Here is a 26,704-nt window from a genome sequence, read left to right as displayed (position 1 = left end):
TCCGATAAAGGTCAGGGCAATGTCTTTCCAGATTTTGGGTTCAACCAGTCCGGGCGCTGCGGCTCCGGATCCTTCAGTTCGGGGTCCGTCGCCGCTGCGCTCTTGGCCATGGCGTCCAAGAGCGCGGAAGCTTTTCCCAGGATGTCCACCGCAGCCTCGGACCTGGCCAGCTTGGCCTTGAGGATCTCGTTCTCCTTCAAGACCTGCTTGAGCAGCCGCTTGTCTCCTTCTCTCAAACGCTGGTCCTCTCTTCCGGTCATGGTCCGGGATCTCAGCTCCCCGGCCGCTCGTTGTCTGGCCCACAGCTGGATAGTGCCATCGGTAATACCAACAGCCCTGCAGAACGCGGTCTTGGAGCCACGCTCCAAACACTTTTCGTACTCATCCAGAATCATGTGTTTCTGAGCCAAAGTGAAGTGACTCCGCTTCGAAGCACGCAACGGAACAACAAAATCCATAACGGACCTTTCCCCGCCCTGCACGTCAGGCCACAACCTGTCACATAACAGCCTGACGCACAGGGGTTTCCGCACGCTCACGCAGGCTTCCGGCGATCTCGACGCCTACGAGTAGTAGCGCCCCAGCGTCTCGGCCTTGAACTCGAAGAAATCCCCGGACTCTATGGCCAGCCGGGCGTCGTCCACCATCTTCACCACGAAGCGCTCGTTGTGGATCGAAATGAGCGTGGCCGAAAGCATTTCCTTGGCCTTGTACAGGTGGTGGATGTACGCGCGGGAGTAGTTCTGGCAGGCGTAGCAGTCACACCCCTCCTGCAGCGGCCCGAAATCGGCCTTGTAGCGGGCGCCGGACAAGTTGAAGCGCCCGGACGGCGTGTAGAAGGCTGAGTTCCTGGCCACACGCGTGGGTGAGACGCAGTCGAACGTGTCAGCGCCGTTTTCGATTGCCGTGAAGATATCGTCCGGCTCGGAAATACCCAGCAGGTGCCGGGGCTTGTCCTCGGGAAGTTCTTCGTTGCACCACCGCACGATGGTGCCCAGGTTCTCCTTTTCCAACGCACCGCCGATCCCGTACCCGTCAAATGGCATGGCGCCGAGGTCCCGGCATGCTTTGCGGCGCAGGTCCTCATACTGGGCACCCTGGATCACACCGAACAGCGCCTGGTAGGGCTTCCCCACCCGGGAAACCGTCAAACGGGCATGCTCTTCCAAGCACCGCAGCGCCCAGAGCCGGGTCCGCTCCAACGACTCTTCCTGGTACGCCCGGGAGTTCTGCAGGGTTGTCAGTTCGTCGAACGCGAACATGATGTCCGCGCCGATTTGGTGCTGGACCTGCATGGAAATCTCGGGGGAGAAGCGGTGTCGGTCGCCGTTGAGGTGCGACTTGAACCACACGCCGTCGTCATCGATATGCGCCAGCCGTTCCTTGCCGGGCGCCACCGCGTCGTCAGGCCCGGAAGTGTCCACGTTCTTCATGTCGATGACCTTCTTGAAGCCCGAACCAAGGCTCATCACCTGGAACCCGCCTGAATCCGTGAACGTCGGCCCGGACCAGTTCATGAAAGCACTCAGCCCGCCCGCGGCGTCGAGGATTTCGGGGCCTGGCTGCAGGTACAAATGGTAGGCGTTGGCCAGTACAGCCTGCGCGCCGAGTGCGGCAATCGACTCGGGCAGGACGGCTTTGACTGTGGCTTTGGTCCCGACGGCGATGAACGCGGGCGTCTGTATGGTTCCGTGCGGCGTGGTGATGGTTCCGGTCCGGCCCAGGAAGGTTCCGCCGTTTGCCTCGACCAAGGCGTCCGACGGCGAACACGTTTCAGTCAGCCGCTGGCCCACTGAAAAGGAGAACCCGGATTGTTGGGATGAAAGATCCGGCAAGGCAGGGGCAGGTGTGGACGGGGGCGACGAGGGCAGGAAAGCGGAAGCTGGCACGCTACCAAGTGTGCCAGCTTTACCGCGGGTAACCTGCGGAACCCGGCCTAGGAACTGTAGTTCTCAGCCTTCCACTTGTCCCAGGAGGACCTGATGTCCGCCAAGGTGTGGGCCCCCAAATCGTAGGTGGAGGCAATCACCATTGAACCGCCGTCGGGCCTTTTCTCGGGGATCGGCAGTTGCTCTGCAACGATCAGCAAACCATCGCCGTGCTCTGCGTAGCTATGTACGGTGAGGCCCACCTGGTGACGGCTCTTGAACCACACCCGGCCGGAGATCTCCTCGCCGGTTCCAAGTGTGAGGGAGTAGTCATCGCCGACCGGCGGGAGATCGCCCAGCCCCAGCTTTTGAATGGCCGGCCCACCACTTCCCGGAAGGGACACGAAGTGGGTTCGCCGTTGACCGTGTGGGTGTCTCTCAAGAGCGAAACGGAGTTGGTGCAGGAACGTGAGCCAGCCCTGGGTGATGTCCTCGTCCCATTCCGCCCACTCGGAATCGTGGTCCAGCGCGGCGCGCGTGACCTTCACTTCCGTGCCGCCGGAAACAGGGTGGAGCTCGAACTCGTCCCCGCCATGCACAGTCAACTTGGTGTGATCAGGATTTTCCACCACATCCGGGTGGAAGTAGATCTGCTTGATTTCGTCGGCCAGGTCATCGGCCTCCCATCCGTGCCATTGAGCCACCAGGGAGGGTTCGCGCAGCATTGTCCAAACCTGCTGCGCGTCGGCATTAACCACAACGCTCAGATTGTTCGTCATGGCCCCGAATCTACCGCCGTTCCCGTCTCTAAAACAGGTCTTGAAGTTTAGAAGTGCCGGGATTAGGCGGACGAATCAGGACACAGCTGGTTCAGGCGCGCACAGCATCCAGTTCGATGCCGATGCGCCGGCCCAGTTCCTCTTCTCCCAGGGTCTCCGATCCACCGTGGGCCCGCAGGAACAGCAGCGACTCGAGGCGCAGGAACCGCCATTCACGCTCGGCTTCATGATTGCCGTTATCGATCGCGCGGAAAATTTCCTTGTCGTACAGATTCGGTTCGTTAAGCGCACGCTGGCGGACCTTGGCGGCGATGCGTGCCTTGAAGGGGTCTGTTTCCTCCGACTCGTGCGCGCGCAGCAATTTCTCATACACGGCAGCTCGTTCGGTTTGTCCGCCTTCACGGCAGATGAAGCTGGAGAGGGCAAGCGCGCGTTCGATCGACGCCCAGCGGTCCGGGTTGCCGTCAAAGGGCAGCACGTTCAGGAGATCCGCGACCGCAAGGGCGTTGTCCGGATCGCGCAGCACGATGCAGAGATCGAACGCCAGGTTGCTGAGGTCCCGGAGGCAGCTGCCGGACTTGGTGTTGATGCCCTTCGCCAGCCTTTCGGCGAGCACCTGAACACCGTTCTTGCCCTTGTGATTGGCGACGGCGGCCCGCACCACAGCTTCAGGCGTCCCGTCCGGCTCGGGGATCAGCGCGAGTTCTTCGGGGGCCGGAGTGGTGACGGCTGGTGGCGTTTGTGGGCGTGGGGGGACGACGACGGCGGAGCCCGCGGCTGCTTGCACCTCGTCTTCAGTGGAGGTGCTGGAGTCCGCGTCGGCTTCGGATTCAGGCGGCAGGACGACGGCGGAGCCTGGCACGGCCGAGCCATCCGAAGCTCCAGCACCCACGGGCACGCTGGAGCCGGCAGCGATACGCGCGATGCCGCCGTCGACCGTTGTCACCACCAACAGCGCGGCAACGCCGTAATCATCGTCCTGGACCTCGATACTGGCGATTTCCTCTGCGGGCCCGTCTCCGGGAAGGAACACAAAGTCTCCGGGTTGCAGGTCCCCAGCCTGCTTTTCGCGGTATTGCTGTGAGGCTGGGCTGTGAGTCATCGGAAGTCCTTTGGTTCTCTTGCGGTCCGCCGTCCAGTCTACAAACTCCGGCCGCCGCCAGAGGCGGGACCCGCTAAAGGACGCCGCCTAACTACAGGACGCCGCCTAGCTGCAGGGCCGAACTAAAGGACGATGCCCGAGAAAGCCAGCGCCTGGCGCACGAGGTTGCCGCGGCCGCCCTCGAACTCCTGCTGCACATCGTCACTCAGGACTTCCTGTGGCGTCATCCAGGTGAGTTCCAAGGCGTCCTGGCGCGGCTCGCATTCACCTGTGACCGGAATGATGAACACAAGCGACACGGCGTGTTGGCGGTCGTCGGTGAAGCCGGTCTGGGAGGGCGCGGGGAAGTATTCGGCCACGGTGAAGGGAACGGGGCTGATGGGCAGTTGCGGGAATGCGAGGGGGCCGAGGTCCTTTTCCATGTGCCGCAGCAGGGCTGCCCGGATGGTTTCACGGTAAAGGACGCGGCCGGAGACGAGGTAGCGAACCATGTTGCCGTCGGCGTCGCCCTGCAGAAGGGAGCCGACTTCATTGACGTACCCGAGCGGATCCAGGCGGACGGGGACTGCCTCCACGTAGACCATGGGAAGGCGGCCGCGGGCTTCGAAGAGGTCTTCGTCGGAAAGCCAGCCTGGATACGGGTCGGGTGTACGTACGCTCATGGTTAAGTTCTACCGCATCCCCGGCCGAAGTTCCTTGGCAGCGAGGCCGTGGCCGCGGGGTTACGCTCTTGGCGGCATTAGCCGGCCAGGATGGACTGGAGCGGCTCCCCGGATGCTATGCGTGCAAGGATGGCAGGCTCCGCCGCGTCCGATGCGAGCGCCTTCCCCAGAATGTCGCGTGCGGCTTCGGGCGCCAGGACGATCAGACCGTTGTCGTCGCCCAGGACCAGGTCACCTGGGTTGACCTGCACGTCTCCAACCAGCACCGGGACGTTTACGGCGGAGCCGGTTCCGTACAGGCGTTTAGTGGTGAGGCACGACGTCCCGCGGGCGAATACGGGCAAGCCGGTCTGCCGCAGTTCCAGGACATCGGTCGCCACACCGTCAACCACGACGGCGGCCGCACCCTGGGCGAGTGCTGCGGCTGCCGTTACGGCCCCCACGGGCGCGTGTTGGTGGTCCCCGCACATGTCCACCACGAGGACATCGCCGGGCTGCAGTGCGAGGAGCGCATGGTTCATGGCGATGGCGTCGTGGCCTGCGATCCGGACGGTGACGGCGGGTCCGGCGATCTTCACGTTTGCCAGCAGGGACTGGATGGTCGGGGAGACGAAGCCGTCTTCGAGGAAGTGGCCGATGGTGGGGTAACTGACGGCTGTCAGGTCTTCAAGGAGTGTTGAACTCACGTGGGATCCTCATCTTTCCGCGGAACAACTGCCACGCACTCGATCTCCAACGACACGCCCCACAGGCTCACGCATACGGTGGTCCGTGCAGGCCTGGCGGTGCCGAAGTACTCCACGTAAACGCGGTTGTATTCCTCCAGTTGGTCCTGGTTGGTCAGGTACGTGTTGACCTTGACCACGTGCTCAAGGCTGGATCCCGCGGCTTCCAACACTCCGGCGAGGTTTTCGATGGTCTGCCGAACCTGCCCTTCGAAGGTGTCCGGCTGATCGTCCAGGCCCGTGATCGCTGGGATCTGGCCGGAAGTGAACACGAAACCGTTGGCAATGACCGCCGGGGAGAAGGGCCCGACGGCGGGCGCCTGGCCGGGGATACCGGCCAGGCGCTCGATGGTGGTGACGGTCACCGCGCTGCCGCGGCTTCCGTGGAGGGGGCTTCTGCGGGTGCTTCGTCGACGGCGTCGATGTTGCCGTACCGGGTCTCGGTGAGCAGGAAGAGGGCAACCAGGGACAATCCGGCGGCGGCCATGATGTACCAAGCGATCGAGGAGCTTTGGTGTGTCATGCCCAGGAGCCACGTGGTGACGAACGGGGTGGCGGCACTGCCCAGCAGGCCTGACAGCATGTAGGCCACAGACAGGCCCGAGTAGCGGACCTTGGATCCAAAGAGCTCGGCAAGGAACGTGGCTATCGGTCCGTAGTTGGCGCAGAACGCGGTCATCATGGCGAGGTAGGCAACGAAGAGCAGTGCCACCGACTTGGTGTCCATGAGCCAGAACATCGGGAAGGCCAGGGCGGCCTCGGCTGCGACACCGGCGAAGATGATCGGTTTGCGGCCGTACTTGTCCGAAAGCCTGCCGAAGAACGGGATGAGGAAGAGTCCCAGGATGCAGGAGGCCAGAACCACCCAGAGCATGAGGCTCTCGGAGTGGCCCAGTTCCTTCTTGCCGTAGGAGACGCCGGAGGCAACCAACAAGGTGAACGTGCTGCCCGTGGAAAGGGTGGCGATGCCGCCCAGGACCACCTGCTTCCAGTACTTGGCCATCAAAGCGGCGAACGGCATCTTGGCCTTGGCCCCGGCGGTCTTGACTGCCTGGAAGGATGGAGTTTCCTCAATGTTCAGGCGGATGTAGATGCCCACCGTGACCAGGAGGACGGAGGCGAGGAACGGGATACGCCAGCCCCACGAATACAGTGCTTCGGTGCTGACCGTGGAGGCCACGATCAGGAATGCGACATTGGCGATCAACGTACCGGCGGGCACGCCAACCTGCACCAGGGAACCGTAGAATCCACGGCGGGTGGGAGGTGCATGTTCAACCGTCATGAGCACCGCACCGCCCCATTCGCCGCCGAGGGCCAGGCCCTGGATGACGCGGAGCAGAAGAAGCAGCAACGGGGCCATAATGCCGATGCTGTTGTAGTCAGGCAGCAGGCCGATGGCGAACGTGGCCGCTCCCATGGTCAGCAGCGAAACCAGGAGCATGGATTTGCGTCCCAGCCGGTCGCCGAAGTGACCAAAGATGATGGCGCCCACCATGCGGGCAATGTAGGCGGAAGCGAAGGTGCCGAAGGCCAGCATGGTGCCGACGATCGGATCGAAGCTGGGGAAGAAGATCTTGTTGAAGACGAGGGCCGACGCCGTCCCGAAGACGAAAAGGTCGTACCACTCGACGGTGGTGCCAATAACGCTGGCAAGGGCAATCTTGCGCATCTTGGTCAGGTCCAACCTGGCTGTGGATGCGGAGGAAGTATCTACCGTGGGGGCCATCTGATTCTCCGGATGGGGTGCGGGGACGAATGTCCGGTGCAAAGTAGCTACAACTATGGTGTGTGCCCGATCACACCATCAATGGCATTACTTCCATCAAAACGCGGCTGGGAATGTGAAAACACACAGCGGAGCGGTGCAGCACCGCTCGGCAGCAACCCCCGACGGCGCCACCTCCTCGTTTAAGCCCACGCCACCACCAGCCGTGCCGTCTTTGCGGGAACGGCGAGGTCGATCCCGGTCAGCTCCTGAAAGCGGTTGAGCCGGTTGAGAATGGTGTTCCGGTGGCAGAAGAGTTGCTCGGAAGTGACCGTGACGTTGCCGGTGGCCAGATAGTTCCGGACTGTTTCCAACAGGCGCTCGCGCTCGCCGCCCCGGCACTCCGCCAGGGCCTCTTCAAGTTCGGCGGCAAGGTCCAGGCCGGCGTCCTGCAGGTTCTGCTGGGCCAATCGCGCCCAAGCAGAATCAGCGGACAGTGGGCCGGCGTCGCGGGGGCGGAGGAGTGCGGCGAGGCTCTCAGCCGTGCGGGCGGCCGCGGGAAGGGAGCGAAGGCCAAGGACTTCGGGAACGTAGCCGCACGGGACATTGACGACGCCGGGAGGCAGTTGCTGCGCGTCGGTTTCGGTTCCGTGCGCCTCGTCTCGGGATTCGGGACCACGGGTCCGTCGTGCAGGCAAGGCCCAGAAAACATAGGTGTTGCCGCCGGATTCATGGAGGAACAATCGTTGCCGGGTGTGCTGGCCTGATCCGAATTGGGATGCCGCTGCGCGCAGCCGTGCGCCTGGATCGCCGCTCGCGGCTACCAGTGCAAAGCGTGATTCGGGGTTGATACCCAAGGCCGAAGCAACCTGCGCGGAGGTCTCCTGGGACGGCGTGCTCTGGTTGAACAGGCGGGCAATGAACTCGCGTTGAATGCTCGATTCTTCCTGGGCCATCCTGACACGTTCGGTCAGGTAGCTCGTGTGCGTGCGGGTGGCGAATTCGTCTACGACGCGCCACACCTGATCCACGCGGGTAGCCAGCAGTGCGGCGTCCTCGGTGTGCGCGATCTCCAGCAGTTCAGCCCAGAGGATGCTGAAGTCCAGGCGGACAGCTGAGGTCAGGGACTCCGGCGGGATCCCGGCCCTGGCCCGCTTGGATCCGAGGTCGGAAGCGAAGTCGAGCAGGCCATCCTGGCTGTCGATACGCCCGTTCCTGAGGCCGCTGATCAGGCGCCGGAAAGTCTCCCGCGCCGTCTCCTGGATCTCCAGGACAGTCACCTGGCTTTCGCCGTACTCCGGGATCTCACGGACCCTCGTGGTGAAGGCCTGCGCCAGGGTGTCCAGCCGGCCTTCAAGCTGGTCCACCAGCTCAGTCCAACGAACGGCATGCCCCGAGGTTTCAGAATTGTGCATTCACACATTCTAACGGCATGATTCCGTGGTGGATTGCTAGTCTTTTTGGGAAAAACTACTGGCACTATGGAACGAGTCACACAAAAATCGCCCGGGCATCCCCAACGTCCGGTCCCGTTCGCACTCATGGAGCAACAATGGCAAGCACCGTCAGCGGAGCCACGGACGCCAGTCCCACGGCAGTACGCATCGTCGATGAAAGCGTCACCAAGAAGGTGGCCCTGGCTGCCCTCGTGGGCACTGCGCTGGAATGGTACGACTTCTTCCTTTTCACCACAGCCGCTGCTCTGGTGTTCAACGCACAGTTCTTCGTATCCCAGGATCCCTTCGTCGCTGCCATGGGCTCCTTCGCCACACTCGCCGTTGGCTTCGTGGCCCGCCCGATCGGCGGCTTCATCTTCGGCGCCCTCGGTGACAAGGTGGGCCGCAAGAAGATCCTCATGGTCACGATCGTGGGCATTGGCATTGTCACCGGGCTCATCGGCCTGCTGCCGAACTACATGACCATCGGCCTGGCCGCCCCCATCCTGCTGGTTGCCTTGCGCATCGTCCAGGGCCTCGCAGTCGGTGGCGAGTGGAGCGGCGCGGTGATTATCGCCGTCGAAAATGCGCCGGTGGAAAAGCGTGCACGCTACGCCGCGCTTCCACAGATCGGTTCCCCGATCGGTACCATCCTGTCCTCCGGTGGCTTCTTCGGCATGCTGTTCCTGGTAGGCCAGACCAACTTTGACGCCTGGGGCTGGCGCATCCCCTTCATTGCCGCCATCCCGCTTCTGGCTATCTCGCTGTGGATCCGCAGCCGCCTCAGCGAATCCCCGGAATTTGAAGCCCTCATGGAGTCCGGCGAAACGGAACATACTCCCATCCGCGGCGTCCTGACGAACAGTTGGCGCCAGATCCTGGTGGGTATGTGCTCGGCACTGCTCGGCATCGGCGGTTTCTACCTCATCACCAGCTTCGTGGTCTTCTACGGCACCAAGGTCCTCAAGCTGCCCTCCGAACTCCTGCTCCTGGGAACCCTGCTGGCCGCAGCCCTCGAAATCGGCGCCCTGGTCTGGGCAGGCCGCCTGGGTGAAAGGTTCGGCGCCAGCAAAGTCATCCTTTGGGGCGGTGTGGCCTCGGCACTTATCGCAGTTCCTGTGTTCCTGGCCATCGACTCCCGCAACCCCGTCCTGGTGGTCCTGGGCATGATGATCGGCGTCGCAGTCCTTTCCATCCCGTACGCAGTCTCCGGCACCGCGCTGACCGCGCTGTTCGCCACGAAGGTCCGCTACACCGGCGTCGCCATCACGTCCAACACGGCGGGTGTCATCTCCGGCTTCGTGCCGCTGATCGCCACCGCGCTCGTGGCAGCCAATAACTCCTTCTGGCCGGGCGCCATCATCCTGCTGGTCGTCTCAGCATTGACCGCGCTGTCCGGCCTGTTCCTCCCACGCCTTTCCATCGAAGAAGAAGGAATGAAGCATTGAGCACAACCACGGCTGGCCATCTGATTGTTGGCCAACTCGAACGGGCAGGCGTCAAGCGCGTCTACACCGTCCCGGGCGAGAGCTTCCTGGACGTCCTTGACGGCCTGCACGGCTCGCCGATCCAGAACGTGGTGGCCCGCCAGGAAGGCGGCGCGGGATTCATGGCACTCGCCGAAGGCCGCCTGACCGGGCTTCCCGGTGTAGCGATGGTGACCCGTGGACCGGGTGCCGCAAACGCGTTCATTGCCATCCACACAGCCCATCAGGACGCCACGCCGCTGATCCTGTTCGTTGGACTGATTCCGGTTGCCGACCGCGGCCGTGAGTCCTTCCAGGAGTTCGACATCAACGCCTGGTTCGGCAGCACCGCCAAGAAAGTCGTAACGCTCGACGACGCCGCTTCCGCCGCCCGCGTGGTGGACGACGCCATCTTCACGGCCCTCAGCGGACGCCCCGGCCCGGTAGTGATCGGCCTCCCGGAGGACGTGCTGGTGCACGTCGTCCCGGACGCCACGGTGGAGCCGCGCAAGGTTGCCCGTCCCGAGCCGGTTGCCGCGGACCTGTACGAGCTGAACCAAAAGCTCAGCACCGCACGCAAGCCGCTCGTCGTCGTCGGCGGCGAAGGCTGGACTCAGGAGTCCGGGGAGCAGTTGGCCGCGTGGGCAAGCCGCAACAGCGTCCCGGTGGTGGCCGACTTCCGTGCTTACGACGCCGTCCCGCACCGGAGCGACGCCTACGCCGGCTTCCTGGGGTACGGCCGCAGCGACGCCAACGCTGAACGCCTCGACGACGCCGACCTCCTCGTCTTTGTGGGTTGCGTCCGCGGCGACGTCCTCTCCGATGGCTACAAACGCGGACTCGACGCCGAGACCGTGGTGGTCAACGCCGACGCCAACCTCCTGGGCCACTTTGGCCGGGTGGACCAGCACATCATTGCCGACGTGACGGCATTCGCCAGCGCGCTGGCTGCCACGAACACCGCCGGCGAACGTGCGGAAGGCTGGTTCGCCAGCGCCCGCGCCGACCAGCTCGCGTTCTCCACGCCGCAGCCCGACGGCGGGATCGGCGTCGATCTGGGCGTCGCCATGGAGGTCCTCCAGAAGGAAATGGCCGCCGACGCCGTCCTCACCTTCGGCGCCGGGAACCACGCCCTGTGGCCCGCGCGCTACCTGGACCACAACTCGGCCGATTCCCTGGCCGCACCCCGCAACGGCGCCATGGGCATGGGAATCCCCGCAGCCGTGGCAGCATCCCTCGCGTACCCCGGGCGCCAGGTCATTTCCGTTGCCGGTGACGGCTGCTTCATGATGAACGGCCAGGAAATCGCCACGGCCATGGGCTACGGCGCCAAGTTCATCGTCCTGGTAGTGGACAACGGCATTTTCGCCACCATCCGCGAGCACCAGGAAGCGCACTACCCGGACCGCCCTTCGGGCACACACATGACCAACCCGGACTTCGCCGCACTCGCCCGTTCATACGGCGGTTACGGCGAGCGCGTGGACCGCACGGAAGACTTCGCAGCCGCGTTCCGCCGGGCCGTCGACTCCGGCCTCCCGGCCCTGCTGCACCTGCCACAGGACCCCACCACGCGTTCCCCCAAGACTTCAACAAACTGACCGGAGCCCTCACAGTGATCCAGCTTCAGAACATCATCAACGGCGAGTCTGTTGACGCCGCGGCCGGCCTGCCGTTCTTCGACCCCGCCACGGGCCAGCAGATCGGCACCGCGCCGGACAGCGACGCTGCCGCCGTCGACGCCGCCTTCCAAGCCGCTGCCGAGGCTTTCAAGAGCTACAAGCGCACGACGCCGGGTACGCGGCAGTCGCTGCTGCTGCAGTTGGCCGACCTCATCGAGGCGAATGCTGACCGTCTCCTCGAGGCCGAGGTTGCTTGCACCGGCAAGCCCGCAGCCTTGACCCGTGAGCTCGAAATCCTGCGCGGTGCGGACCAACTCCGCTTCTTCGCGGGAGCTTGCCGCGTGGTCTCCGGGACTGCGCAGACGGAGTACGTGGAGGGTTTCTCGTCCACCATCCGGCGCGAGCCCATTGGCGTGGTCGCGCAGATCACGCCGTGGAATTACCCGTTCATGATGGCTATCTGGAAGATTGGTCCGGCTCTTGCCGCGGGCAACACCCTGGTCCTTAAGCCTGCAGACACGACTCCCTGGTCCACTGTGGTCCTGGGCGAACTGGCGCAGCAGGTCTACCCGGCCGGCGTTGTGAACGTCGTCTGTGGCGGGCGTGAAGCGGGCGCTGCGATGGTGGAGCACGACATCCCTGAAATGGTCTCCATCACCGGCTCCACCCGTGCCGGTGCGCAGGTCATGTCCGCTGCGGCCAAGACGCTCAAGGACGTCCATCTGGAGCTTGGCGGCAAGGCACCCGCAGTGGTGTTTGCCGACGTCGATATCCAGCGCACCGCCGGCGAAATCGCCTTGGCTGCTTTCTTCAATGCCGGGCAGGACTGCACTGCCGTGACGCGGGTGCTGGTCCACGCGGACATCCACACGGAGTTCGCGGCAGCACTCGCGGACGCTGCTTCAGCTTTGAAGGTGGGCGGTTCCGATGCGGATCTCGGCCCGCTCAACAGTGCAGCGCAGCTGGAGCGCGTGGAGGGCTTCATGTCCCGCCTCCCGGCCAACGCCCGGGTCCTTTCCGGCGGCAAGCGCACCGGAACCGGCTTCCACTTTGAACCCACGGTCATCGACGGCGTGTTCCAGGCTGACGAGGTGGTGTGCGACGAGATCTTCGGCCCCGTGCTGACGGTGCAGCCGTTCGCCACCGAGGAAGAAGCAATCGAACTCGCCAACGGCACCAAGTACGCCCTCGCGTCCAGCGTCTGGTCCGAGAACCATGGCGTGGTGACCCGTGTGTCCAACGAGCTCGATTTCGGTGCCGTGTGGATCAACTGCCACCAGGTGATTCCGGCCGAAGCGCCGCACGGTGGCTTCAAGCACTCGGGCACCGGCAAGGACCTGTCCGTGTACGGCCTTGAGGACTACACGCGCATCAAGTCCGTCACCACGTCCCACCGCTAGACACATCATGAAACTTGATCTCCTGCTGCGGAACGCAGATATCATCACGATGGATCCGGCCCGTCCTATGGCCAGTTCGCTGGGCATCTGGCAGGGACGCATCGTGGGCCTCGACGAGGACCTGGACGGGTTGGATGCCCGCGAGGTTTTGGACCTTGGCGGTGCCACCGTCACTCCCGGCTTCATCGATGCCCATTGCCACACCACGTGGTTCGGGCTGGGGCTCGCGGAACTGGACGTGTCCGGTGCCCGTGGTTTGGACCAGCTGTATGAGCTTCTCCGCGGTGCTGTGACCAGCGACGGGGCCGAAGATGAGTCCTGGCTTTTCGCCACCGGCTTCAGCCAGACCCAGCACGGCGGTTCCTTCCCGGACATCGCCGAGCTGGACCGCATCACGGGGGAGCGGCCGCTGTTCATGCGGCATAACTCCGGGCACATGGCCGTGGTCAACACTGCCGCGCTGCGGCTGGCAGGTGCCGAGTCGCCGTCGTTCCCCGATCCCGACGGCGGAGCGATAGTCCGCGACGCAGCGGGACGTCCCACCGGACTCGTCCAGGAGACGGCACAGGAACTGATTCAGCAGCTGATCCTGCCGTATTCGTTGGACGACATCGAGGACGCTCTTGAACGGGCCACCCTGTACTACGCTTCGGAGGGCATCACGAGTTTCACCGAAGCCGGGGTGGGCGGGGGCTGGATCGGGCACAGCCCGGCCGAGCTCGCGGCCTACCAGCGCGCTGCCGCCAACGGCCGGTTGCACGCCCGTGCACAGGTGATGCCGGTGTTGGATGTGCTGCACGGATTGGACGGGCATTCCTCGGACAGCCCTGGACTTGCACCTGCGGGGCTGGACCTCGGGATCACCAGCGGATTCGGGAACGAGTACCTGTCCCTCGGCCCCGCGAAGGTCTTCCTGGACGGATCACTCCTGGGCGAAACCGCCGCCGTGAGCCATGATTTCTGCAGCCACGGACACCGGGACAACACCGGCAACGTTGGCTACTTCCAGGCCGATCCCGCCCAGCTGAGGGAACGCATCGAGGCCGCCTACGCCGCGGGCTGGTCCATCGCGGCCCACGCCATCGGTGACCGGGCGATCGACCTCGCCGTGGACATCATCACGGATTGCCAGGCCATGTATGGGCCGCGTCGCCTGCCCAACAGGATCGAGCACGCCTCCATGACGCGCCCGGACCAGTTAGCCAGGCTCGCGGACGCCGGAATCGCCGTGACGCCGCAGGCCAGCTTCTTCCGCGATGGCGGGGACGGGATGACCGCTTCCCTCGGACCGGACCGCTTGCCATGGGCCTACCGTGCGGCCAGTTTCCTGGAAGCCGGCGTGACGCTTGCGGGAAGCTCGGACCGGCCGGTCGCCGACGGAAACGTTCTCCGCGGAATGCAGGCGTTCATCGACCGCCGGACCGAATCGGGGGCCGTTTTTGGAAACCCCGCGGAACGCCTCACCCCGCAGCAGGCACTGGCCGCCTACACCAGCGGCGCCGCGGCAGCCACTGGGACACTTGCCGGTAAAGGGACCCTTGAGCCGGGCAAACTTGCCGACTTCGTTGTCCTATCCGCCTCGCCCTTGGACGCACCCAACATCAGCGAACTGCAGGTCCTGGCCACCGCCGTCGGAGGCCGCTTTACGTACGAATCAACCGACTTCCACGCCGAACTTTCCCCTGAAAGTTCCTTCGCGGCCCACCGTTAATAGGGGAGACCATGACAACCACCACACGTTTCACCGCCCAGGACACCGCCTTCGTACAGGACTTCCGGACCATGAGCGCGTTCGGCGCCACGGAGAACGGCGGCGTGGACCGCCAAGCCGCGACCATTCCCGACGGCGAACAGCGGCGCTGGCTTGCGGGACTCCTGGAAGACCGCGGCTTCACAGTCAAGTTCGACCACGCAGGCAACCAGTGGGGCCTCTACGAGGCTGTACCCGGTGCGCCCTTCGTGGTGGTCGGCTCGCACATGGATTCACAGCCGACGGCGGGACGTTACGACGGCGCGTACGGCGTCCTCGCCGCGGCCCACGCCGCGTTCCGCTTGGCTGCGCGCTGGGAAGCCGGCGCCGCAGCACCCAGGTTCAATCTCGCCGTCGTCAACTGGTTCAACGAGGAAGGCAGCCGCTTCAAGCCCTCCATGATGGGCTCGTCCGTCTACACGGGGAAGCTGGAACTGGAAGACGCGCTCCACACCAAGGACGCTGCCGGGATTACGGTGCGCGACGCCCTGGACGCGATCGGTTGCCGCGGAACCTTTGAAGGGCCGGAGGCTGCTTACTGCGCCGAGATTCACATCGAGCAGGGGCGCAGCATGGAGCGCGAAGGCATCACGATCGGTCTGGTCAGCTCCAACTGGGCAGCGAACAAGTACGAGTTCGTGGTCCATGGCGAGCAGGCGCACACCGGTTCCACCGTGATTGCGGATCGCAAGGATGCCCTTCTGGGTGCCTCCATGCTGGTGGTTGCCGCGCGCGAACTCGCGGATCGTTTCCCCGGCGTACTCCACACCTCCGTGGGCCAGCTCAATGTGTACCCGAACTCGCCCGTAGTGGTTCCTTCCCGCGTGAACCTGCTGCTGGACCTGCGCAGCGCCGACGAAGCCGTCCTTGCCGAGGCCGACGCCCTGCTGCATGCCCGCATCACGGAAATCGAACGGCTAGCCAACGTCTCGGTGGAGAAGCACCACTCGCACTCCTGGGCCGTGACTCCGTACCAGCCCGAAGGAGTGGAGCTGGCCGCCAAAGTCGCCGCCGACCTGGGGCTGTCCAACAAAGAAGTCATGACCTTGGCCGGACACGACTCCACGAACATGAAGGACCTTGTTCCAACCGTGATGCTGTTCGTGCCCAGCGTGGACGGCATCTCCCACAACGAGCACGAATACACCACGGACGAAGACATCGTGGCCGGGCTCACCATGCTCACCGAGGTTGTCAGCCGGCTCTGTGATGGGGCATTGGCGGACTAAATTCCTGCCCCCGCACGGAAGCACCCCCGCCGCAGTGGGGGTGCTTCCTGGTTTTGGTGAAAGATGGCCTTGGATCGGCTGGGATATCCGCTCCTGTTACTGAGGGATGTTCACGTTGGCCGGGTGGTCGCCGACCTTCTTGTCGTCGTAGGCAGCGCCACCGAGGGCGCAAACCTGTGCGGCGGTGAAGCCTGCCGGGGCTGTACCCAGCGAGGTGAGGTCGACGCCGTCGACCGTTACTGTGCTCGGATACAGCGAGTTGTCCGCGGACTTGCAGACAAGCACAATAATCCTGAAGTCACGGGGATCGGTAAAGGTCAGACTGACGGTACCGCCAGCCCCAACTGTTGCCCGTTGGTCCGCCGCTGTGTCATAGCCCGCAGGCGTGGTGGTTTCAACAACCCAGTACTCACCAGCCAACACGTCCGTGAAGGAGCAGTTTCCGCTGGCATCCGTGGTGCACGTGACTCCTGTAGTGGTGTCTTCCGCTCCACGCGTTTCAAGCGGGGCCGCGTTGTTGAACAGTGTGAAGACGGCACCGGCCAGCGATGCTCCGCTGCCTGTTCCGTCGTCCCTCTTATGGACGTTGATGGTTCCCTTTGCCGTGTTGGTGTAGGTGCAGTCAACACTGCCCTGGAAGCCCAGGACGATGTTCACCGTTGCTCCGCTACGGCTTGTGGACGTGCCTGTTCCGGATGAGGTGCATTGCAGGTCCGTCAGCGTCCAGCCCGAGGGCAAGGTGCTTTCAGTGACGCTGTAGTTTCCCGCCGCCACCGAGGTGCCGTAGTCACGGGTTCCGCCGTTGCTCAGGCTGAAGGTCGACGGCGTCAGCCCACCAGTGGTGGTGTAGCCGAACGTTCCGTCGCCGCCAACGGTGACCTTATGGATCTTGATGGAACCGCACTTGCTGAAGTTCAGCGGCACAGGTGCAATGAAGTCCTTCAAAGCCGCAGTGAAGGAGTCGGAGGACCGGCTCTTCAGGTAGGCGCCGCTGAAGGTTTCGCATGAACCGGCCGGGATGATGCCGGCATCGGTCAGGTTGATGGCGGCCTCGCCGAAGGTGCGGGCAGAGAGGTTGCGTGGCGCATTCGGGGCGATCGGGTCAACTACCGTACCGGACGGTGGGTTGTTGGCAGGATCGTTGATGGATCCCTCGAAGTTGCCGGTCAAGGGCTGTACGGGGCCCCAACATGGAGTGCTGTTTGCGGAGTCGCAGAGGGACTTGGATCCGGTGGCGACCCAGCGGTGGAAGCCCAGAGTTGGATTTGTTCCGCCTTGCGAGAGGTCGTATTTGATCAGGACGTCGCCAGCGGTCCGGACCGGAGTTACACCATTGGCCGAAACCGCGGTGCTCTTGTTGAACTCGAAGTCCATGTTGGTGGTGCCCGTAGGCTCCTGGACCCGTTCCCATGCCAAGTAGGCGTAGTCCTTGCCGTTGGATTCGGTCTTCAAGTAGGCGTAGAAGCGGAGCAGATCGCTCTTGTTATTCGGGATGGAGCCGGTGACCACAGCCGGGACTTCTGTGTCCTCCTTGGTGCCCTGGCCGAACGAATTATCGTTCTGGCCCGTCGCCAGGTCGATTCCGCAACCTGAGATAGGAGCAACGCAACTGATGGGGGCAGTGGCCCAATCTTGCGTTTCGTCATTCAGGACCAGGTTTCCGTCGGCCGCGTCAAAGGGGCTTCCGGTGAGGTTGGCTTGGGCGGCAGTTGCTGAGAGGACCAAAGCCAGACAGGCTGCGGCTGCGCCGATCGAGGTGAGTTTCTTGTTTCTCATTAGGGTGCCTGATTTCTAGTGAAACCGTACGGCCCGGACGGGGTTATCCGGAGCCGCGACATTCCCCCGGGTTTTGGGCAGCCCGTTTGCTTAAGCTGCCTTCTGTGATGAGTTACCGCCCCGAGACCGTGGAGCGATGGCGCTGCCGGGCATACGTCGCCGGCTGCGAAGATGCGTGATGCATGCGGGTGGTAGTGATGGTTCAGGACGAATCGCCCTTTGCGGGCGTTCACGTTCTCGGCCCCAAACGCCGAAAATTTCGTCCCGGCTGAGCTTCGGGGCGCGCGTACTGCATTCCCCCATCCTTCCCAGCCATTTGATACTAGGCTCGGAGGGGGGCAAAGGCAACGACTTTTCGTGCCGCGCTGTCAGGCCCGTGGTCGTTCCACCACGATTGACGCCGGTGCCGAGCCGCCCACCGAATCCGGGTTGGCGACGTACAGGACACCCTCGCTGATCCGGGCCTCAACCCCTGCTCCATTGAGCCTGTGCAGCAGCGGTTCCAGGTCGCCGTCGTATTCAAAAGCGAGATCGCCGGACTCCGCCGCCGGACCGTGGATCACGCGCAGGATGCCGCCGTTTTTGGCGGTGAACGTCGCCGATTCGTCATCCGACGTCCGCGGACGGGCGCCGATGCTGCGGAGCTCCTGCGCGGAGTCGTCGACGCCGGGACTCACCCACGTAGCTACCACGGCAAGGGCCGGGTCGGCTTTGTCCGACGTCGCCCAGGTGCCATCCCCGGCGCGCCGGGCGGGGTCCGCCAGGAACGTGAAGCCATCCCGGGCAGTTATCTGCACGGTCTGCCCATGCGAGGCCTCGGTGACTTCTGCGATGGTCCCGTCCTCCTGTGTTCGCCGGGCGAACTCTTCCAGCACTCCAACCTCGACGCCAAAGATCGTGACGCCGTCCTGCGTTATGCCGCTCATCGCCTGCGTGTGTTCCACGCGGTGCAGCGCCAGCCGACCCGAGCCGGCATCGAACTCCAACCAGTCGCCATCCTTGACCGTGTTGACCAGGCCCAGTGCTTCCAGCAGTTCAGTCCACTGATGCGGGCGGGAGGTGAAGTGAATGGGGCGGGCTCGCAACATGGGTCCTCCTGGGCTGGCTTCACTGGCACTCCGGGTTCTGCTGGCACTCCGGCTTCTGGCCTCCAGCCTATGCCGTCCGGTTTGCCGCAGAATGAATCCATGCCCATTGAGCTCGAAGAATTGATCGTCAAGGACGCGGCCGCATGGCGGGCGTGGCTTGAAGAACATGCTGCCGACAGTCCTGGCGTGTGGCTGGTCCTTCACAAGAAGGGCGGGAACGTCACGGAGTTGGACTACGACGCCGCGTTGGACGAGGCGCTGTGTTTCGGCTGGATCGACGGCCAATCGAAAAGCCGCGACGCCGAAAGCTACTTCCAGCGCATGACACCCCGGGGCCGCCGGAGCATCTGGTCAGCGCGCAACGTCGGGCACATTACGCGCTTGGACCAGGAGGGAAGGATGACAGCAGCCGGGTGGGCCGCCGTCGACGCCGCCAAAGCCGATGGGCGCTGGGAAGCTGCGTACGCCGGACCCGCCGATTCTGTGGTTCCTGATGATCTCGCAGCTGCCATCGCTGCTGTTCCGGAGGCGCAGGCCATGTTCGACGTCCTGACGTCGCAGAACCGTTTCGCCCTCATCCACCGGACCAACCTTGTCAAAAGGGCAGACACGCGGGAGAGGAAAATCGCTGGTTTTGTGGAGATGCTTGCCCGGCACGAGGCCCCGTACCCGCAGAAGAAGCGCCCCGCTTCCGAGCCCAGGTAGTCAGGCTTCGGGCGCGAACGCCACGCCTTCGCCCACGACGCGAAGGCTGAGCTCCGTGCCGGGCTTGGTGATGGACGCGTTCCAGTGCCGGATGGTGATGATCTCGCCTCCGCCGGGGTAGCGGTGGCCATTTCCGGATAGGACGCCGTCCGCCGCGGTGTAAGCGGCGAGCCTTATTCGGACGGTCGTTTCGGGACCGAAGTAGTCCGTATCCACAACGACGCCCCGGATCGGGCCGTCGGGTGCGATGCGTATTTGCTCCGGGCGGAGCATGAGCTGCACTTTGCCCTGTGCTGGTGGCCGGCGGACAGGAATCCCGCCCAGGGAACACGTGGCCAGGGACCCTTCCATCCACGCGTCCAGGATCACGGCGTCGCCGAGGAATTCGGCCGTGGCGCGGTCTGCTGGGCGCGTGTAGACCACAAAGGGGTTGCCAATTTGTGCCAGCTTGCCTCCGCGCATGATGGCCACCTGGTCGGCAAAGGAAAGGGCTTCCGCTTGGTCGTGCGTTACGAGGATGGTTGTAACGCCTGCCGCATTGAGCACGTTGGCCACTGCCCGCCGGGTAGCTACCCGGAGTCCGGCGTCGAGTGCGGAGAACGGCTCGTCCAACAACATGAGCTCGGGTTCGCGGGCCAGGGCACGCGCCAGTGCGACGCGCTGTTGCTGCCCGCCGGACAACTGGTGCGGCCGTCGCTTCGCCATGGACGCATCCAGCGACACCATTTCGAGCAGCTCCTGGACGCGGGACGCTACAGCCCGCCGTCCGCCGTCGAGCTTTCCCGAATCCAGTCCAAAAGCGACGTTCTGTCCCACGGTCAAATGCGGGAAAAGAGCCCCATCCTGGGCGACGTATCCCACCTGCCGTTTGTGCGCGGGGAACCACACGCCATCGCCCGCAACCGTTGAGCCGTTCAGCGAAATAGTGCCGGTGTCCGGGTGCTCGAAACCTGCGATCAAGCGAAGCAGCGTGGTTTTACCGGAGCCGGAAGGGCCAACAATGGCGGTAGTTCCGCCCTTTGCAACGGAAAGATTGACTCCCTTCAACACAGCCTGGGAACCGAAATTCTTTGTGACCTCAGCGATGTCCAAGTGCGTGTTGGTGGTGGGCACAATGGATGGCGCCACGCGGGGTGACGGGAGCCTGGGGGGAGATTGTTCGGTCACTGTCCGGCAACTTTCTTGGACTGTTGGAAAAGAAGGTAGGTCATCGGGGCGGAAAGCACGATCATCAACAGCGCATAGGGCGCAGCGCCTGCGTAGTCGATCTCGCTGCTCTTGCTCCAGAACTCCGTTGCCAGGGTTCGGGTTCCATTGGGCGAGAGAAGGAGGGTGGCCGTGAGTTCGTTGACGATGGCCAGGAAGACCAGTGCAGCACCACCTGCCGCAGCCGGGGCCGTCAGCCGCAAGGTCACCCTGAAAAAGGACACCAGCGGAGTTTTGCCAAGGGATTGAGCGGCTTCATCGAGCTCTTTGGGTGCCTGGGCCAGCCCGGAGCGGATGTTGACCAGCGCCCGGGGAAGGAAGAGCAGGACATAGGCGGCCACCAGCACCCCGGCACTTTGGTAGACGCCGGGAACTGCGCGGATGCTGACCGTGACGAACGCGAGGCCCACAACGATTCCGGGCAGGGAGCTGGTCACGTAGTTGGACAGTTCAAGCATCTTGCTGAACCAGCTGGGATGCCGAACTGCCAAGTAGGCCATGGGAAAAGCCACGATGGTGGTAACTGCGGCACCGGCAGCCCCGTACAGGAGGGTCTGCAGCAACGCGGGCAGGAATTCGTCGGCGGCCCAAACCTCGGCGCCTCCGGCAGAAAGCCAGCGCAGGACGAACCAGACAGGAAGCCCAAACGCCAGCCCTGTCAGGGCCAGCAAAGCGAGCTGCGCCGGAGCTTGGTATCCGCCCAGGGGCGCCCGCGTTGCTTTCGCTTGGGCGCCTGAACCAATCCGCGCGTAGCGGGCTGTGCCACGGCTCTTGACCTCGGCAAGGAGAAGAAGAAGGCAGAGGAAGACCAGAACACTGGCCAGCATGTTTCCGGCGGCACCGTTGAACGTCGACTGAAACTGGACCATGATCGCCGTCGTGAAGGTATCAAAGCGGATCATCGCGAAAGCGCCATACTCCGCAAGGAGGTGCAACGCCACCAGCAACCCACCACCGGTCATTGCGATACGAAGCTGCGGGAGCACTACCCGGAAGAACACGGCCCAGGACCCCAGGCCAAGCGACGCGGCGGATTGTTCGATCGCCGGATCCAACCGCCCCAGAGTGGCGGCTGCGGGAATGTAGACCAAAGGGAAATAGGACAGGGTGGCTATCAGTACGCCGGACCAGATGCCCTGCAGGGAAGGTACGGCAGATACCCATGCGTAGCTGTTCACGAAGGCGGGAATGGCGAGCGGAGCAGCCAGTGCCACGGCCCACCAGCGGCTTCCCCGTAGCTTGGTGCGCTCAACCAGCCATGCGCCGCCCACCCCAAGAATGAGGCACAACGGCACGGTCAGGACCGTCAACATGATGGTGTTCAACAGCAGTTCGCCAACCCGTGGGCGAACAATGAGTTCGACGGCGGTGTTCCAGCCTGTCGCTGCCGTCATGAAGATGACGTAACCCAGCGGCATCAGGGAAAACAGCGCGATCAACACCGCCAGCAAGGACACCGTGGAAACGCCGAATGGCGGGCGAGGGCGCTTGCCCTTGCCCGCCGTCGTCGTGCTCCCTGCCGACTGTGGAATGTCGGGAGCCGATAGATCAGTGGTCACAGAACTACAGGAGTCCTGCCTTGGTCATCAGATCGGTGACCTTGGTGGAGTTCAGCTTGGCCGGGTCAACGGTGGGCGCCTGCAGGTCCTTGATCGGGACAAGCTTGTCATTGGCGGCTACCTGCGAGGCGATGGCGTACTCGAACGAGGTACCGGTCTTGAGGACTTCCTGGCCCTTCTTGCCCGTGATGAACTTCAGGAACGCCTGGGCATCCCCTGCCTTCTTGGATGACTTCAGAACGCCGCCGCCGGAGACTGAGAGGAACGCGCCCGGATCCTGGTTCTTGAAGAAGTACGGCGTGACGTTCTTGGAGTTCTCGCCGGTCTTGGCCTGGTCGCCATAGTAGTAATAGTGGTAGATCAGTGCGGCGTCCACTTCACCGGCGTTGACGGCCTTCATGGCCGTGCTGTTGCCCTTGTAGGCCTTGAAGTTTTCCTTCATGCCCTTGAGCCATTCTTCCGTGGCGGCTTCACCCTTGAGCTCAAGCAGTGCTGCGACGATCGCCTGGAAGTCAGCACCCGACGGTGAAGCGGCCCACTTGCCCTTCCACTCAGGGTTCGCCAAGTCCAGCATGGACTTGGGCAGCTTGTCTTCGCTGATCTTGTTCTTGTCGTAGACCAGGACGGTGGAGCGGGCGGCGATGCCGGTCCACTTGCCCGTGGAAGGCCGGAATTCGGCGGGAACCTGGTCCAACGTGGCCTTGTCGACGTCGGCAAAGAGTCCGGCGTTCTCCACCTGCGCCATTGCGGGGGAGTTCTCCGTCAGGAAGACGTCTGCCGGAGAAGCAGCGCCCTCCTGGACGATCTGGTTGGACAGTTCGGTATCCGAGCCCTGCCGCATGGTGACCTTGATGCCCGTTTCCTTGGTGAAGGCATCCACCCATTCCTTGGTCAGGCTCTCATGCTGCGCGTTGTACACCGTGATGCCTTCGCCGGAAGCAGCAGCATCTGACGACGGCGAACCGGAGGCGGCGGGGGTGCCGGCGTTGGAACCGCAGGCCGTGAGGCCGAGGGCGGCGGAGGCGAGCAGGGCGATTCCCGCCAGCGCGTTTTTCGAGAGCTTCATGAGGGCTTCTTTCTGCGAACAAAGACACGGAGTGCCAAGTTTTGGGGCTTGGTCCGTACGAGCGGGAAGGTTTGGGGGAGCCCGCTGAGAAAAGCGTAGGTTAGGCAAACCTATGCTTCCAAAGCCTGGAGGGCTTATGTGATAAGGATCACAACAATTACGGAACTATTGCGTGCCGTAATTCCCGCGCTAAAGCTCCAGCGTGGCCGCAGCCTCCAGCGCCATCCATGCCTGCAGTTGGGTGGAGAGCTCGACGGCGGTCCCCGCCGGATACGTTTCACTCGCCGGGCGCAAGGGGCTGGGGGAGAAGGTGAGGTCCGGACTTTTGGGATCATCGCCGGACTCCCGGCGGCCGTCCCAGAAGGCCCGGGCGGTGCTTAGAACGAGGACCCCGGCTGTTTCGCGGGTTGCTTCCGGCAGGCGCTGATCCCTGGCCGCGAGAGCCAGGTACCGGATCAGGATGCCGGTAAAGAGGCCCCCATCCCCGGTTCCATCGCCGTGGATTACCTGCGTCCCGGGAACGGTGAGCTCCCTCGCAACGGCTTCCACCAAGTGGGCGGCGCGGTCCAGGTTCTCCTGTCCACCCAGTTCCAGAAGTGCCCCAAGGATTGGGCCCTGGTTGTAGGTGTAGACCGCGTCCTCAAGGACGATCTCCCCATTCCGTATGCGAAGTCCATCCAAATACAGGGCACGTTGGGGGTGCAGCAGCTTGCTGTTCAGCCAGTTCACCAGGGCTTGAGCCCGGTCGCGGCGATCTGTTCTTGCGAAGTAGAGTGCCACGGGCGCCGTTGCGGGCGTGTTCTTGAAATCCCGCTTGGTACTCCAGAACGTTCCGCCGCCCAGGTCGTCCGTGGAAGCCGAATCGAATTGCAGCGTTAGCTTCCTGCGGATATACGCATTCCGGCGGCGTCCTGGCTTCCGTGTCTCCTTCGCCAGTTGTTCCAATCGGAGGGTGGACAGTGCCAGCCAGGCCATGTCGTCGTAGTAATTGTTGACGAACCTGAAGAAGTTCCGGAGCCGGATGGTGGTGACCAGCCGGGAAGCGAGTCGTCCCGCGCTCGGGCGGGAGTCGCCGTCGAACCTTGTCTTGGTGGCCAGTTCGCGGCGTCCGGTGTCCACCAGGCAATCCACGTAATGCGCCTGCCACCAGTAGTGCCACGGGTTGAAAACGCTGCGGAAGCGCGGCGAGGGGATGCTGACGGCGCCGATGTGCGTACCCGGAAGGAAGAGCAGCCGTCGGCCGAAGGCGTGCGTCACGGACCGTGCGGCCTCGTCTGCGCGAATCGCCCACACTGCTGCCTCCGCTGTGGGTGGTTGCTGGCCGGTGGGGTTGCTTTCGGTGGGCATGGGAACAGCCTATCCGGGGCCCAGGGTGCGCTCGATCACAATTCCAGTTAACATGCATTAACGGATTTGAGTCTGCATCAAGGAGGATGGATGGACATCAAGGGCACGGTCGCGCTGGTCACCGGCGGGGCGTCAGGCTTGGGCGCGGCAACCGCCAAACGCTTGTTCGACGGCGGAGCGTCGGTGGTGCTGGTGGACCTGCCAAACTCTGCCGGGGAAGATTATGCGGCGGAGTTGAACGCCATTGGCTCGGCGGTTGGCCCGAATGCGGTAGGTTCCGCCAGCGGCGATGCGGGCCCGCGGGCCGTCTTCGCCCCCGCCGACGTAACCAACGAAGCCCAGGTCCAGGCCGCCGTCGACGCCGCTGCTTCACTGGGAACCCTGCGAATAGTCGTTAACTGCGCCGGCATCGCGACGCCGGGCAAGGTCCTGGGCCGCGATGGTGTTCTGCCGCTCGAGACATTTAACAAAGTCATCCAGATCAACCTCGTTGGAACCTTTAACGTCATCCGTTTGGCAGCCGCGGCCATGGTGGAAAGCGAGCCGGTTTCCACGGAACTGGGCGGCCCCGAGCGCGGAGTCATTATCAACACGGCGTCCGTTGCCGCTTTCGAAGGGCAGATCGGCCAGCCTGCCTATGCCGCATCCAAAGGTGCTGTTGCGGCGATGACACTGCCCTTGGCGCGCGAGTTCGCCCGCTCGCTGATCCGGGTTGCCACTATTGCACCCGGTATCTTCGAGACCCCGATGATGGCCGGATTGCCGCAGGCTGCCCAGGAGTCACTCGGCCAGCAGGTACCTCACCCTGCACGGCTTGGCCGCGCGGCCGAATACGCCAATCTAGCCGCACACATCGTCGAGAATGCGATGCTGAACGGCGAGACGATCCGCCTGGACGGCGCCATCCGCATGGGTCTGAAATGATGGGCGATTACAGCGGTGGGCCGACTCCTGCGGCTTTGGTGGGTCAGCTACCAGCATCTGTGGCGGACCTGCCTACGGCTGACTTCTTCGACTTTGAATCTCTCCTAAGCGTCCAGGAACAGCGGAAACTCAACGAGCTCCGTTCCTTCCTTGCCTCCGAGATCGCCCCCTACGCAGGGCAGTGGTGGGACAAAGCCGAGTTCCCCGAACAGATCCTGCCCAAGCTCGCGGCCCTTCGCCTCAGTGCTCCCGCCCAGCGCGGTTACACACACTTGTTCGCCGGGCTGGTCATAGCCGAGATGACGCGCGTGGACACCTCCATCGCGACGTTCTTCATGGTCCACCACGATCTCTTCGTTGAGTCGCTTTACGACTTTGGCAGCGACGCCCAACAGGACAAATACCTCGACGACGCCTCAAACCTCCGCACCACAGGCGCCTTCGCGCTCACCGAACCAGAGCATGGGTCCGACGTCGCGGGCGGCATGCAGACCACAGCCCGGCGCCTGGAAAGAGCGGCGTCCGACGGCGGCGATTACTGGGTGATCAACGGCGCCAAGCGCTGGATCGGCAATGGGACGTTCTGCGACTACATGCTGGTGTGGGCCAAGGACGAAAGCGACGGCGCTGTTCGGGCATTCATCGTGGACGCCTCCTTGCCAGGCATCACCCGGAGCCGGATCGAGAACAAGATCGCGCTCCGAACTGTGCAGAACGCCGACATTCTCTTCGAAGACGTCCACGTCGCGGAATCAGACCGTTTCGCCGGAATCAGCAGTTTCTCGGATACGAACCACCTCTTGCGTGGCTCACGGATCATGGTTGCCTGGCAGGCGGTCGGCCAGCAGTTGGCAGCCTTCGATGTCGCGCGGCAATATGCGGTGGAACGGCTGCAGTTCGGTAAACCCCTTGCCAGGTTCCAGCTGATCCAGCAGCACCTGGTGGATATGCTCGGCAACGCCGTGGCCAGCATGGGGATGATGGTGCGGATCGCCCAACTACAGGAGGGCATTTCCCGGGACGCGCAGGGTGTCCGGCACGGCGGTGCCGACATGGCCCAGGTGGCCCTGGCAAAGGCATACTGCAGTGCACGGATGCGTGAAAGCGTGGCCTTGGGCCGCTCCATCCTGGGCGGAAACGGCATCGTCACCGACTACAAAATCGCGAAGATCTTTGCCGACGCCGAGGCCATCTTCACCTATGAGGGCTCATACGAGATCAACTCGCTGATCGTGGGCCGTGCCGTAACGGGCGTCTCCGCCATCGTCTAGCCACTTTCGCTGTCC

General features: G+C 63.7%; 23 protein-coding genes. 8 read left to right on the top strand and 15 right to left on the bottom strand.

All coding sequences use genetic code 11. From position 1 onward, the window contains the following. Positions 1 to 11: 11 nt before the first annotated feature. The 9 genes from AC6I97_RS20885 to AC6I97_RS20845 form a co-directional block, all read right to left on the bottom strand. Positions 12 to 236, bottom strand: a complete 225-nt coding sequence (locus tag AC6I97_RS20885; protein ID WP_497947290.1) for a hypothetical protein — start codon at positions 234 to 236, stop codon at positions 12 to 14. A 327-nt stretch (positions 237 to 563) separates the two neighbouring features. After that, a complete protein-coding gene (tgt, locus tag AC6I97_RS20880) occupies positions 564 to 1,889 on the bottom strand; it encodes a tRNA guanosine(34) transglycosylase Tgt (protein ID WP_497946641.1) in 1,326 nt (441 codons plus the stop codon). A gap of 47 nt (positions 1,890 to 1,936) precedes the next feature. Then, positions 1,937 to 2,647 (bottom strand): SRPBCC family protein, encoded by a 711-nt coding sequence (locus tag AC6I97_RS20875; RefSeq protein ID WP_224094272.1) that lies wholly within the window; start codon positions 2,645 to 2,647, stop codon positions 1,937 to 1,939. 91 nt (positions 2,648 to 2,738) lie between these two features. After that, a complete protein-coding gene (locus tag AC6I97_RS20870; protein ID WP_497946640.1) occupies positions 2,739 to 3,749 on the bottom strand; it encodes a DUF6707 family protein in 1,011 nt (336 codons plus the stop codon). Positions 3,750 to 3,871: 122 nt separating this feature from the next. Then, positions 3,872 to 4,411, bottom strand: a complete 540-nt coding sequence (locus AC6I97_RS20865; protein WP_223935793.1) for an NUDIX hydrolase family protein — start codon at positions 4,409 to 4,411, stop codon at positions 3,872 to 3,874. 77 nt (positions 4,412 to 4,488) lie between these two features. Next, positions 4,489 to 5,097 (bottom strand): RraA family protein, encoded by a 609-nt coding sequence (locus AC6I97_RS20860; RefSeq protein ID WP_497946639.1) that lies wholly within the window; start codon positions 5,095 to 5,097, stop codon positions 4,489 to 4,491. Further along, complete coding sequence (locus AC6I97_RS20855; RefSeq protein ID WP_497946636.1) at positions 5,094 to 5,501, bottom strand: RidA family protein; 408 nt, start codon at positions 5,499 to 5,501, stop codon at positions 5,094 to 5,096. Before AC6I97_RS20855 ends, AC6I97_RS20860 begins: the two co-directional genes overlap by 4 nt. Continuing rightward, a complete protein-coding gene (locus AC6I97_RS20850) occupies positions 5,498 to 6,865 on the bottom strand; it encodes an MFS transporter (protein WP_224094278.1) in 1,368 nt (455 codons plus the stop codon). Before AC6I97_RS20850 ends, AC6I97_RS20855 begins: the two co-directional genes overlap by 4 nt. Before the next feature lie 182 nt (positions 6,866 to 7,047). Further along, positions 7,048 to 8,259: a PucR family transcriptional regulator gene (locus AC6I97_RS20845; protein ID WP_497946631.1), complete on the bottom strand. Its 1,212-nt coding sequence runs from the start codon at positions 8,257 to 8,259 to the stop codon at positions 7,048 to 7,050. Between the two features lie 137 nt (positions 8,260 to 8,396). Here AC6I97_RS20845 and AC6I97_RS20840 point away from each other — a divergent pair, with 137 nt between their 5' ends. From AC6I97_RS20840 to AC6I97_RS20820, 5 genes are read left to right on the top strand one after another with little or no spacing between them, the layout of a single operon-like run. After that, a complete protein-coding gene (locus AC6I97_RS20840; protein ID WP_497946628.1) occupies positions 8,397 to 9,728 on the top strand; it encodes an MFS transporter in 1,332 nt (443 codons plus the stop codon). Continuing rightward, a complete protein-coding gene (locus AC6I97_RS20835; protein WP_497946625.1) occupies positions 9,725 to 11,347 on the top strand; it encodes a thiamine pyrophosphate-dependent enzyme in 1,623 nt (540 codons plus the stop codon). Before AC6I97_RS20840 ends, AC6I97_RS20835 begins: the two co-directional genes overlap by 4 nt. A 14-nt stretch (positions 11,348 to 11,361) precedes the next feature. After that, complete coding sequence (locus tag AC6I97_RS20830; RefSeq protein ID WP_497946623.1) at positions 11,362 to 12,768, top strand: gamma-aminobutyraldehyde dehydrogenase; 1,407 nt, start codon at positions 11,362 to 11,364, stop codon at positions 12,766 to 12,768. Positions 12,769 to 12,775: 7 nt separating this feature from the next. After that, positions 12,776 to 14,479, top strand: coding sequence for an amidohydrolase (locus tag AC6I97_RS20825; protein ID WP_497946621.1), 1,704 nt, complete (start codon positions 12,776 to 12,778; stop codon positions 14,477 to 14,479). A gap of 11 nt (positions 14,480 to 14,490) precedes the next feature. Then, entirely contained in the window at positions 14,491 to 15,747 is a 1,257-nt protein-coding gene (locus AC6I97_RS20820) for a M20 family metallo-hydrolase (protein WP_497946620.1), read from the top strand. A 96-nt stretch (positions 15,748 to 15,843) separates the two neighbouring features. Here AC6I97_RS20820 and AC6I97_RS20815 read toward each other — a convergent pair whose 3' ends face one another. Together AC6I97_RS20815 and AC6I97_RS20810 are read right to left on the bottom strand one after the other, a co-directional pair. Further along, positions 15,844 to 17,523 carry an MSCRAMM family protein gene (locus AC6I97_RS20815; protein WP_497946618.1) on the bottom strand — a complete coding sequence of 560 codons (1,680 nt, stop codon included), beginning with the start codon at positions 17,521 to 17,523 and terminating at the stop codon, positions 15,844 to 15,846. 368 nt (positions 17,524 to 17,891) lie between these two features. Next, positions 17,892 to 18,611 carry a hypothetical protein gene (locus AC6I97_RS20810; RefSeq protein ID WP_497946614.1) on the bottom strand — a complete coding sequence of 240 codons (720 nt, stop codon included), beginning with the start codon at positions 18,609 to 18,611 and terminating at the stop codon, positions 17,892 to 17,894. Positions 18,612 to 18,710: 99 nt separating this feature from the next. On the opposite strand from AC6I97_RS20810, the gene AC6I97_RS20805 reads away from it, so the two are divergent. Then, complete coding sequence (locus AC6I97_RS20805) at positions 18,711 to 19,316, top strand: YdeI/OmpD-associated family protein (protein ID WP_224166418.1); 606 nt, start codon at positions 18,711 to 18,713, stop codon at positions 19,314 to 19,316. Here the strand turns inward: AC6I97_RS20805 and AC6I97_RS20800 are convergent, their stop codons facing one another. The 4 genes from AC6I97_RS20800 to AC6I97_RS20785 form a co-directional block, all read right to left on the bottom strand. Continuing rightward, positions 19,317 to 20,444, bottom strand: a complete 1,128-nt coding sequence (locus AC6I97_RS20800) for an ABC transporter ATP-binding protein (RefSeq protein ID WP_497946609.1) — start codon at positions 20,442 to 20,444, stop codon at positions 19,317 to 19,319. 35 nt (positions 20,445 to 20,479) lie between these two features. Beyond that, entirely contained in the window at positions 20,480 to 22,081 is a 1,602-nt protein-coding gene (locus AC6I97_RS20795) for an ABC transporter permease (RefSeq protein ID WP_497946607.1), read from the bottom strand. A 4-nt stretch (positions 22,082 to 22,085) separates the two neighbouring features. Then, complete coding sequence (locus AC6I97_RS20790) at positions 22,086 to 23,147, bottom strand: iron ABC transporter substrate-binding protein (protein WP_497946604.1); 1,062 nt, start codon at positions 23,145 to 23,147, stop codon at positions 22,086 to 22,088. A gap of 189 nt (positions 23,148 to 23,336) precedes the next feature. Continuing rightward, positions 23,337 to 24,494 carry a glycoside hydrolase family 76 protein gene (locus tag AC6I97_RS20785; protein WP_497946600.1) on the bottom strand — a complete coding sequence of 386 codons (1,158 nt, stop codon included), beginning with the start codon at positions 24,492 to 24,494 and terminating at the stop codon, positions 23,337 to 23,339. 90 nt (positions 24,495 to 24,584) lie between these two features. Between AC6I97_RS20785 and AC6I97_RS20780 the strand changes: the two genes are divergently transcribed. Beyond that, on the top strand, positions 24,585 to 25,418 hold the full coding sequence (locus AC6I97_RS20780) for an SDR family NAD(P)-dependent oxidoreductase (protein WP_497946597.1): 834 nt from the start codon (positions 24,585 to 24,587) through the stop codon (positions 25,416 to 25,418). Further along, a complete protein-coding gene (locus tag AC6I97_RS20775) occupies positions 25,418 to 26,689 on the top strand; it encodes an acyl-CoA dehydrogenase family protein (RefSeq protein ID WP_497947252.1) in 1,272 nt (423 codons plus the stop codon). The genes AC6I97_RS20780 and AC6I97_RS20775 overlap by 1 nt, the downstream gene beginning before the upstream one ends. Positions 26,690 to 26,704 lie beyond the last annotated feature (15 nt).

Source organism: Arthrobacter sp. TmtSoilC48, assembly GCF_059739425.1.
Note: the sequence above shows the minus strand (reverse complement) of the source record. Positions and strands in the feature narration are given on the sequence as shown.

Bases quoted from the DNA above. Each gene is read 5' to 3' on its own strand.
- AC6I97_RS20875 (WP_224094272.1), bottom strand. From the start codon at position 2,647: ATGACGAACAATCTGAGCGTTGTGGTTAATGCCGACGCGCAGCAGGTT.
- AC6I97_RS20775 (WP_497947252.1), top strand. From the start codon at position 25,418: ATGGGCGATTACAGCGGTGGGCCGACTCCTGCGGCTTTGGTGGGTCAG.
- AC6I97_RS20805 (WP_224166418.1), top strand. From the start codon at position 18,711: ATGCCCATTGAGCTCGAAGAATTGATCGTCAAGGACGCGGCCGCATGG.
- AC6I97_RS20845 (WP_497946631.1), bottom strand. From the start codon at position 8,259: ATGCACAATTCTGAAACCTCGGGGCATGCCGTTCGTTGGACTGAGCTG.
- AC6I97_RS20865 (WP_223935793.1), bottom strand. From the start codon at position 4,411: ATGAGCGTACGTACACCCGACCCGTATCCAGGCTGGCTTTCCGACGAA.
- AC6I97_RS20815 (WP_497946618.1), bottom strand. From the start codon at position 17,523: ATGAGAAACAAGAAACTCACCTCGATCGGCGCAGCCGCAGCCTGTCTG.
- AC6I97_RS20820 (WP_497946620.1), top strand. From the start codon at position 14,491: ATGACAACCACCACACGTTTCACCGCCCAGGACACCGCCTTCGTACAG.
- AC6I97_RS20790 (WP_497946604.1), bottom strand. From the start codon at position 23,147: ATGAAGCTCTCGAAAAACGCGCTGGCGGGAATCGCCCTGCTCGCCTCC.
- AC6I97_RS20825 (WP_497946621.1), top strand. From the start codon at position 12,776: ATGAAACTTGATCTCCTGCTGCGGAACGCAGATATCATCACGATGGAT.
- AC6I97_RS20850 (WP_224094278.1), bottom strand. From the start codon at position 6,865: ATGGCCCCCACGGTAGATACTTCCTCCGCATCCACAGCCAGGTTGGAC.
- AC6I97_RS20870 (WP_497946640.1), bottom strand. From the start codon at position 3,749: ATGACTCACAGCCCAGCCTCACAGCAATACCGCGAAAAGCAGGCTGGG.
- AC6I97_RS20840 (WP_497946628.1), top strand. From the start codon at position 8,397: ATGGCAAGCACCGTCAGCGGAGCCACGGACGCCAGTCCCACGGCAGTA.
- AC6I97_RS20780 (WP_497946597.1), top strand. From the start codon at position 24,585: ATGGACATCAAGGGCACGGTCGCGCTGGTCACCGGCGGGGCGTCAGGC.
- AC6I97_RS20810 (WP_497946614.1), bottom strand. From the start codon at position 18,611: ATGTTGCGAGCCCGCCCCATTCACTTCACCTCCCGCCCGCATCAGTGG.
- AC6I97_RS20785 (WP_497946600.1), bottom strand. From the start codon at position 24,494: ATGCCCACCGAAAGCAACCCCACCGGCCAGCAACCACCCACAGCGGAG.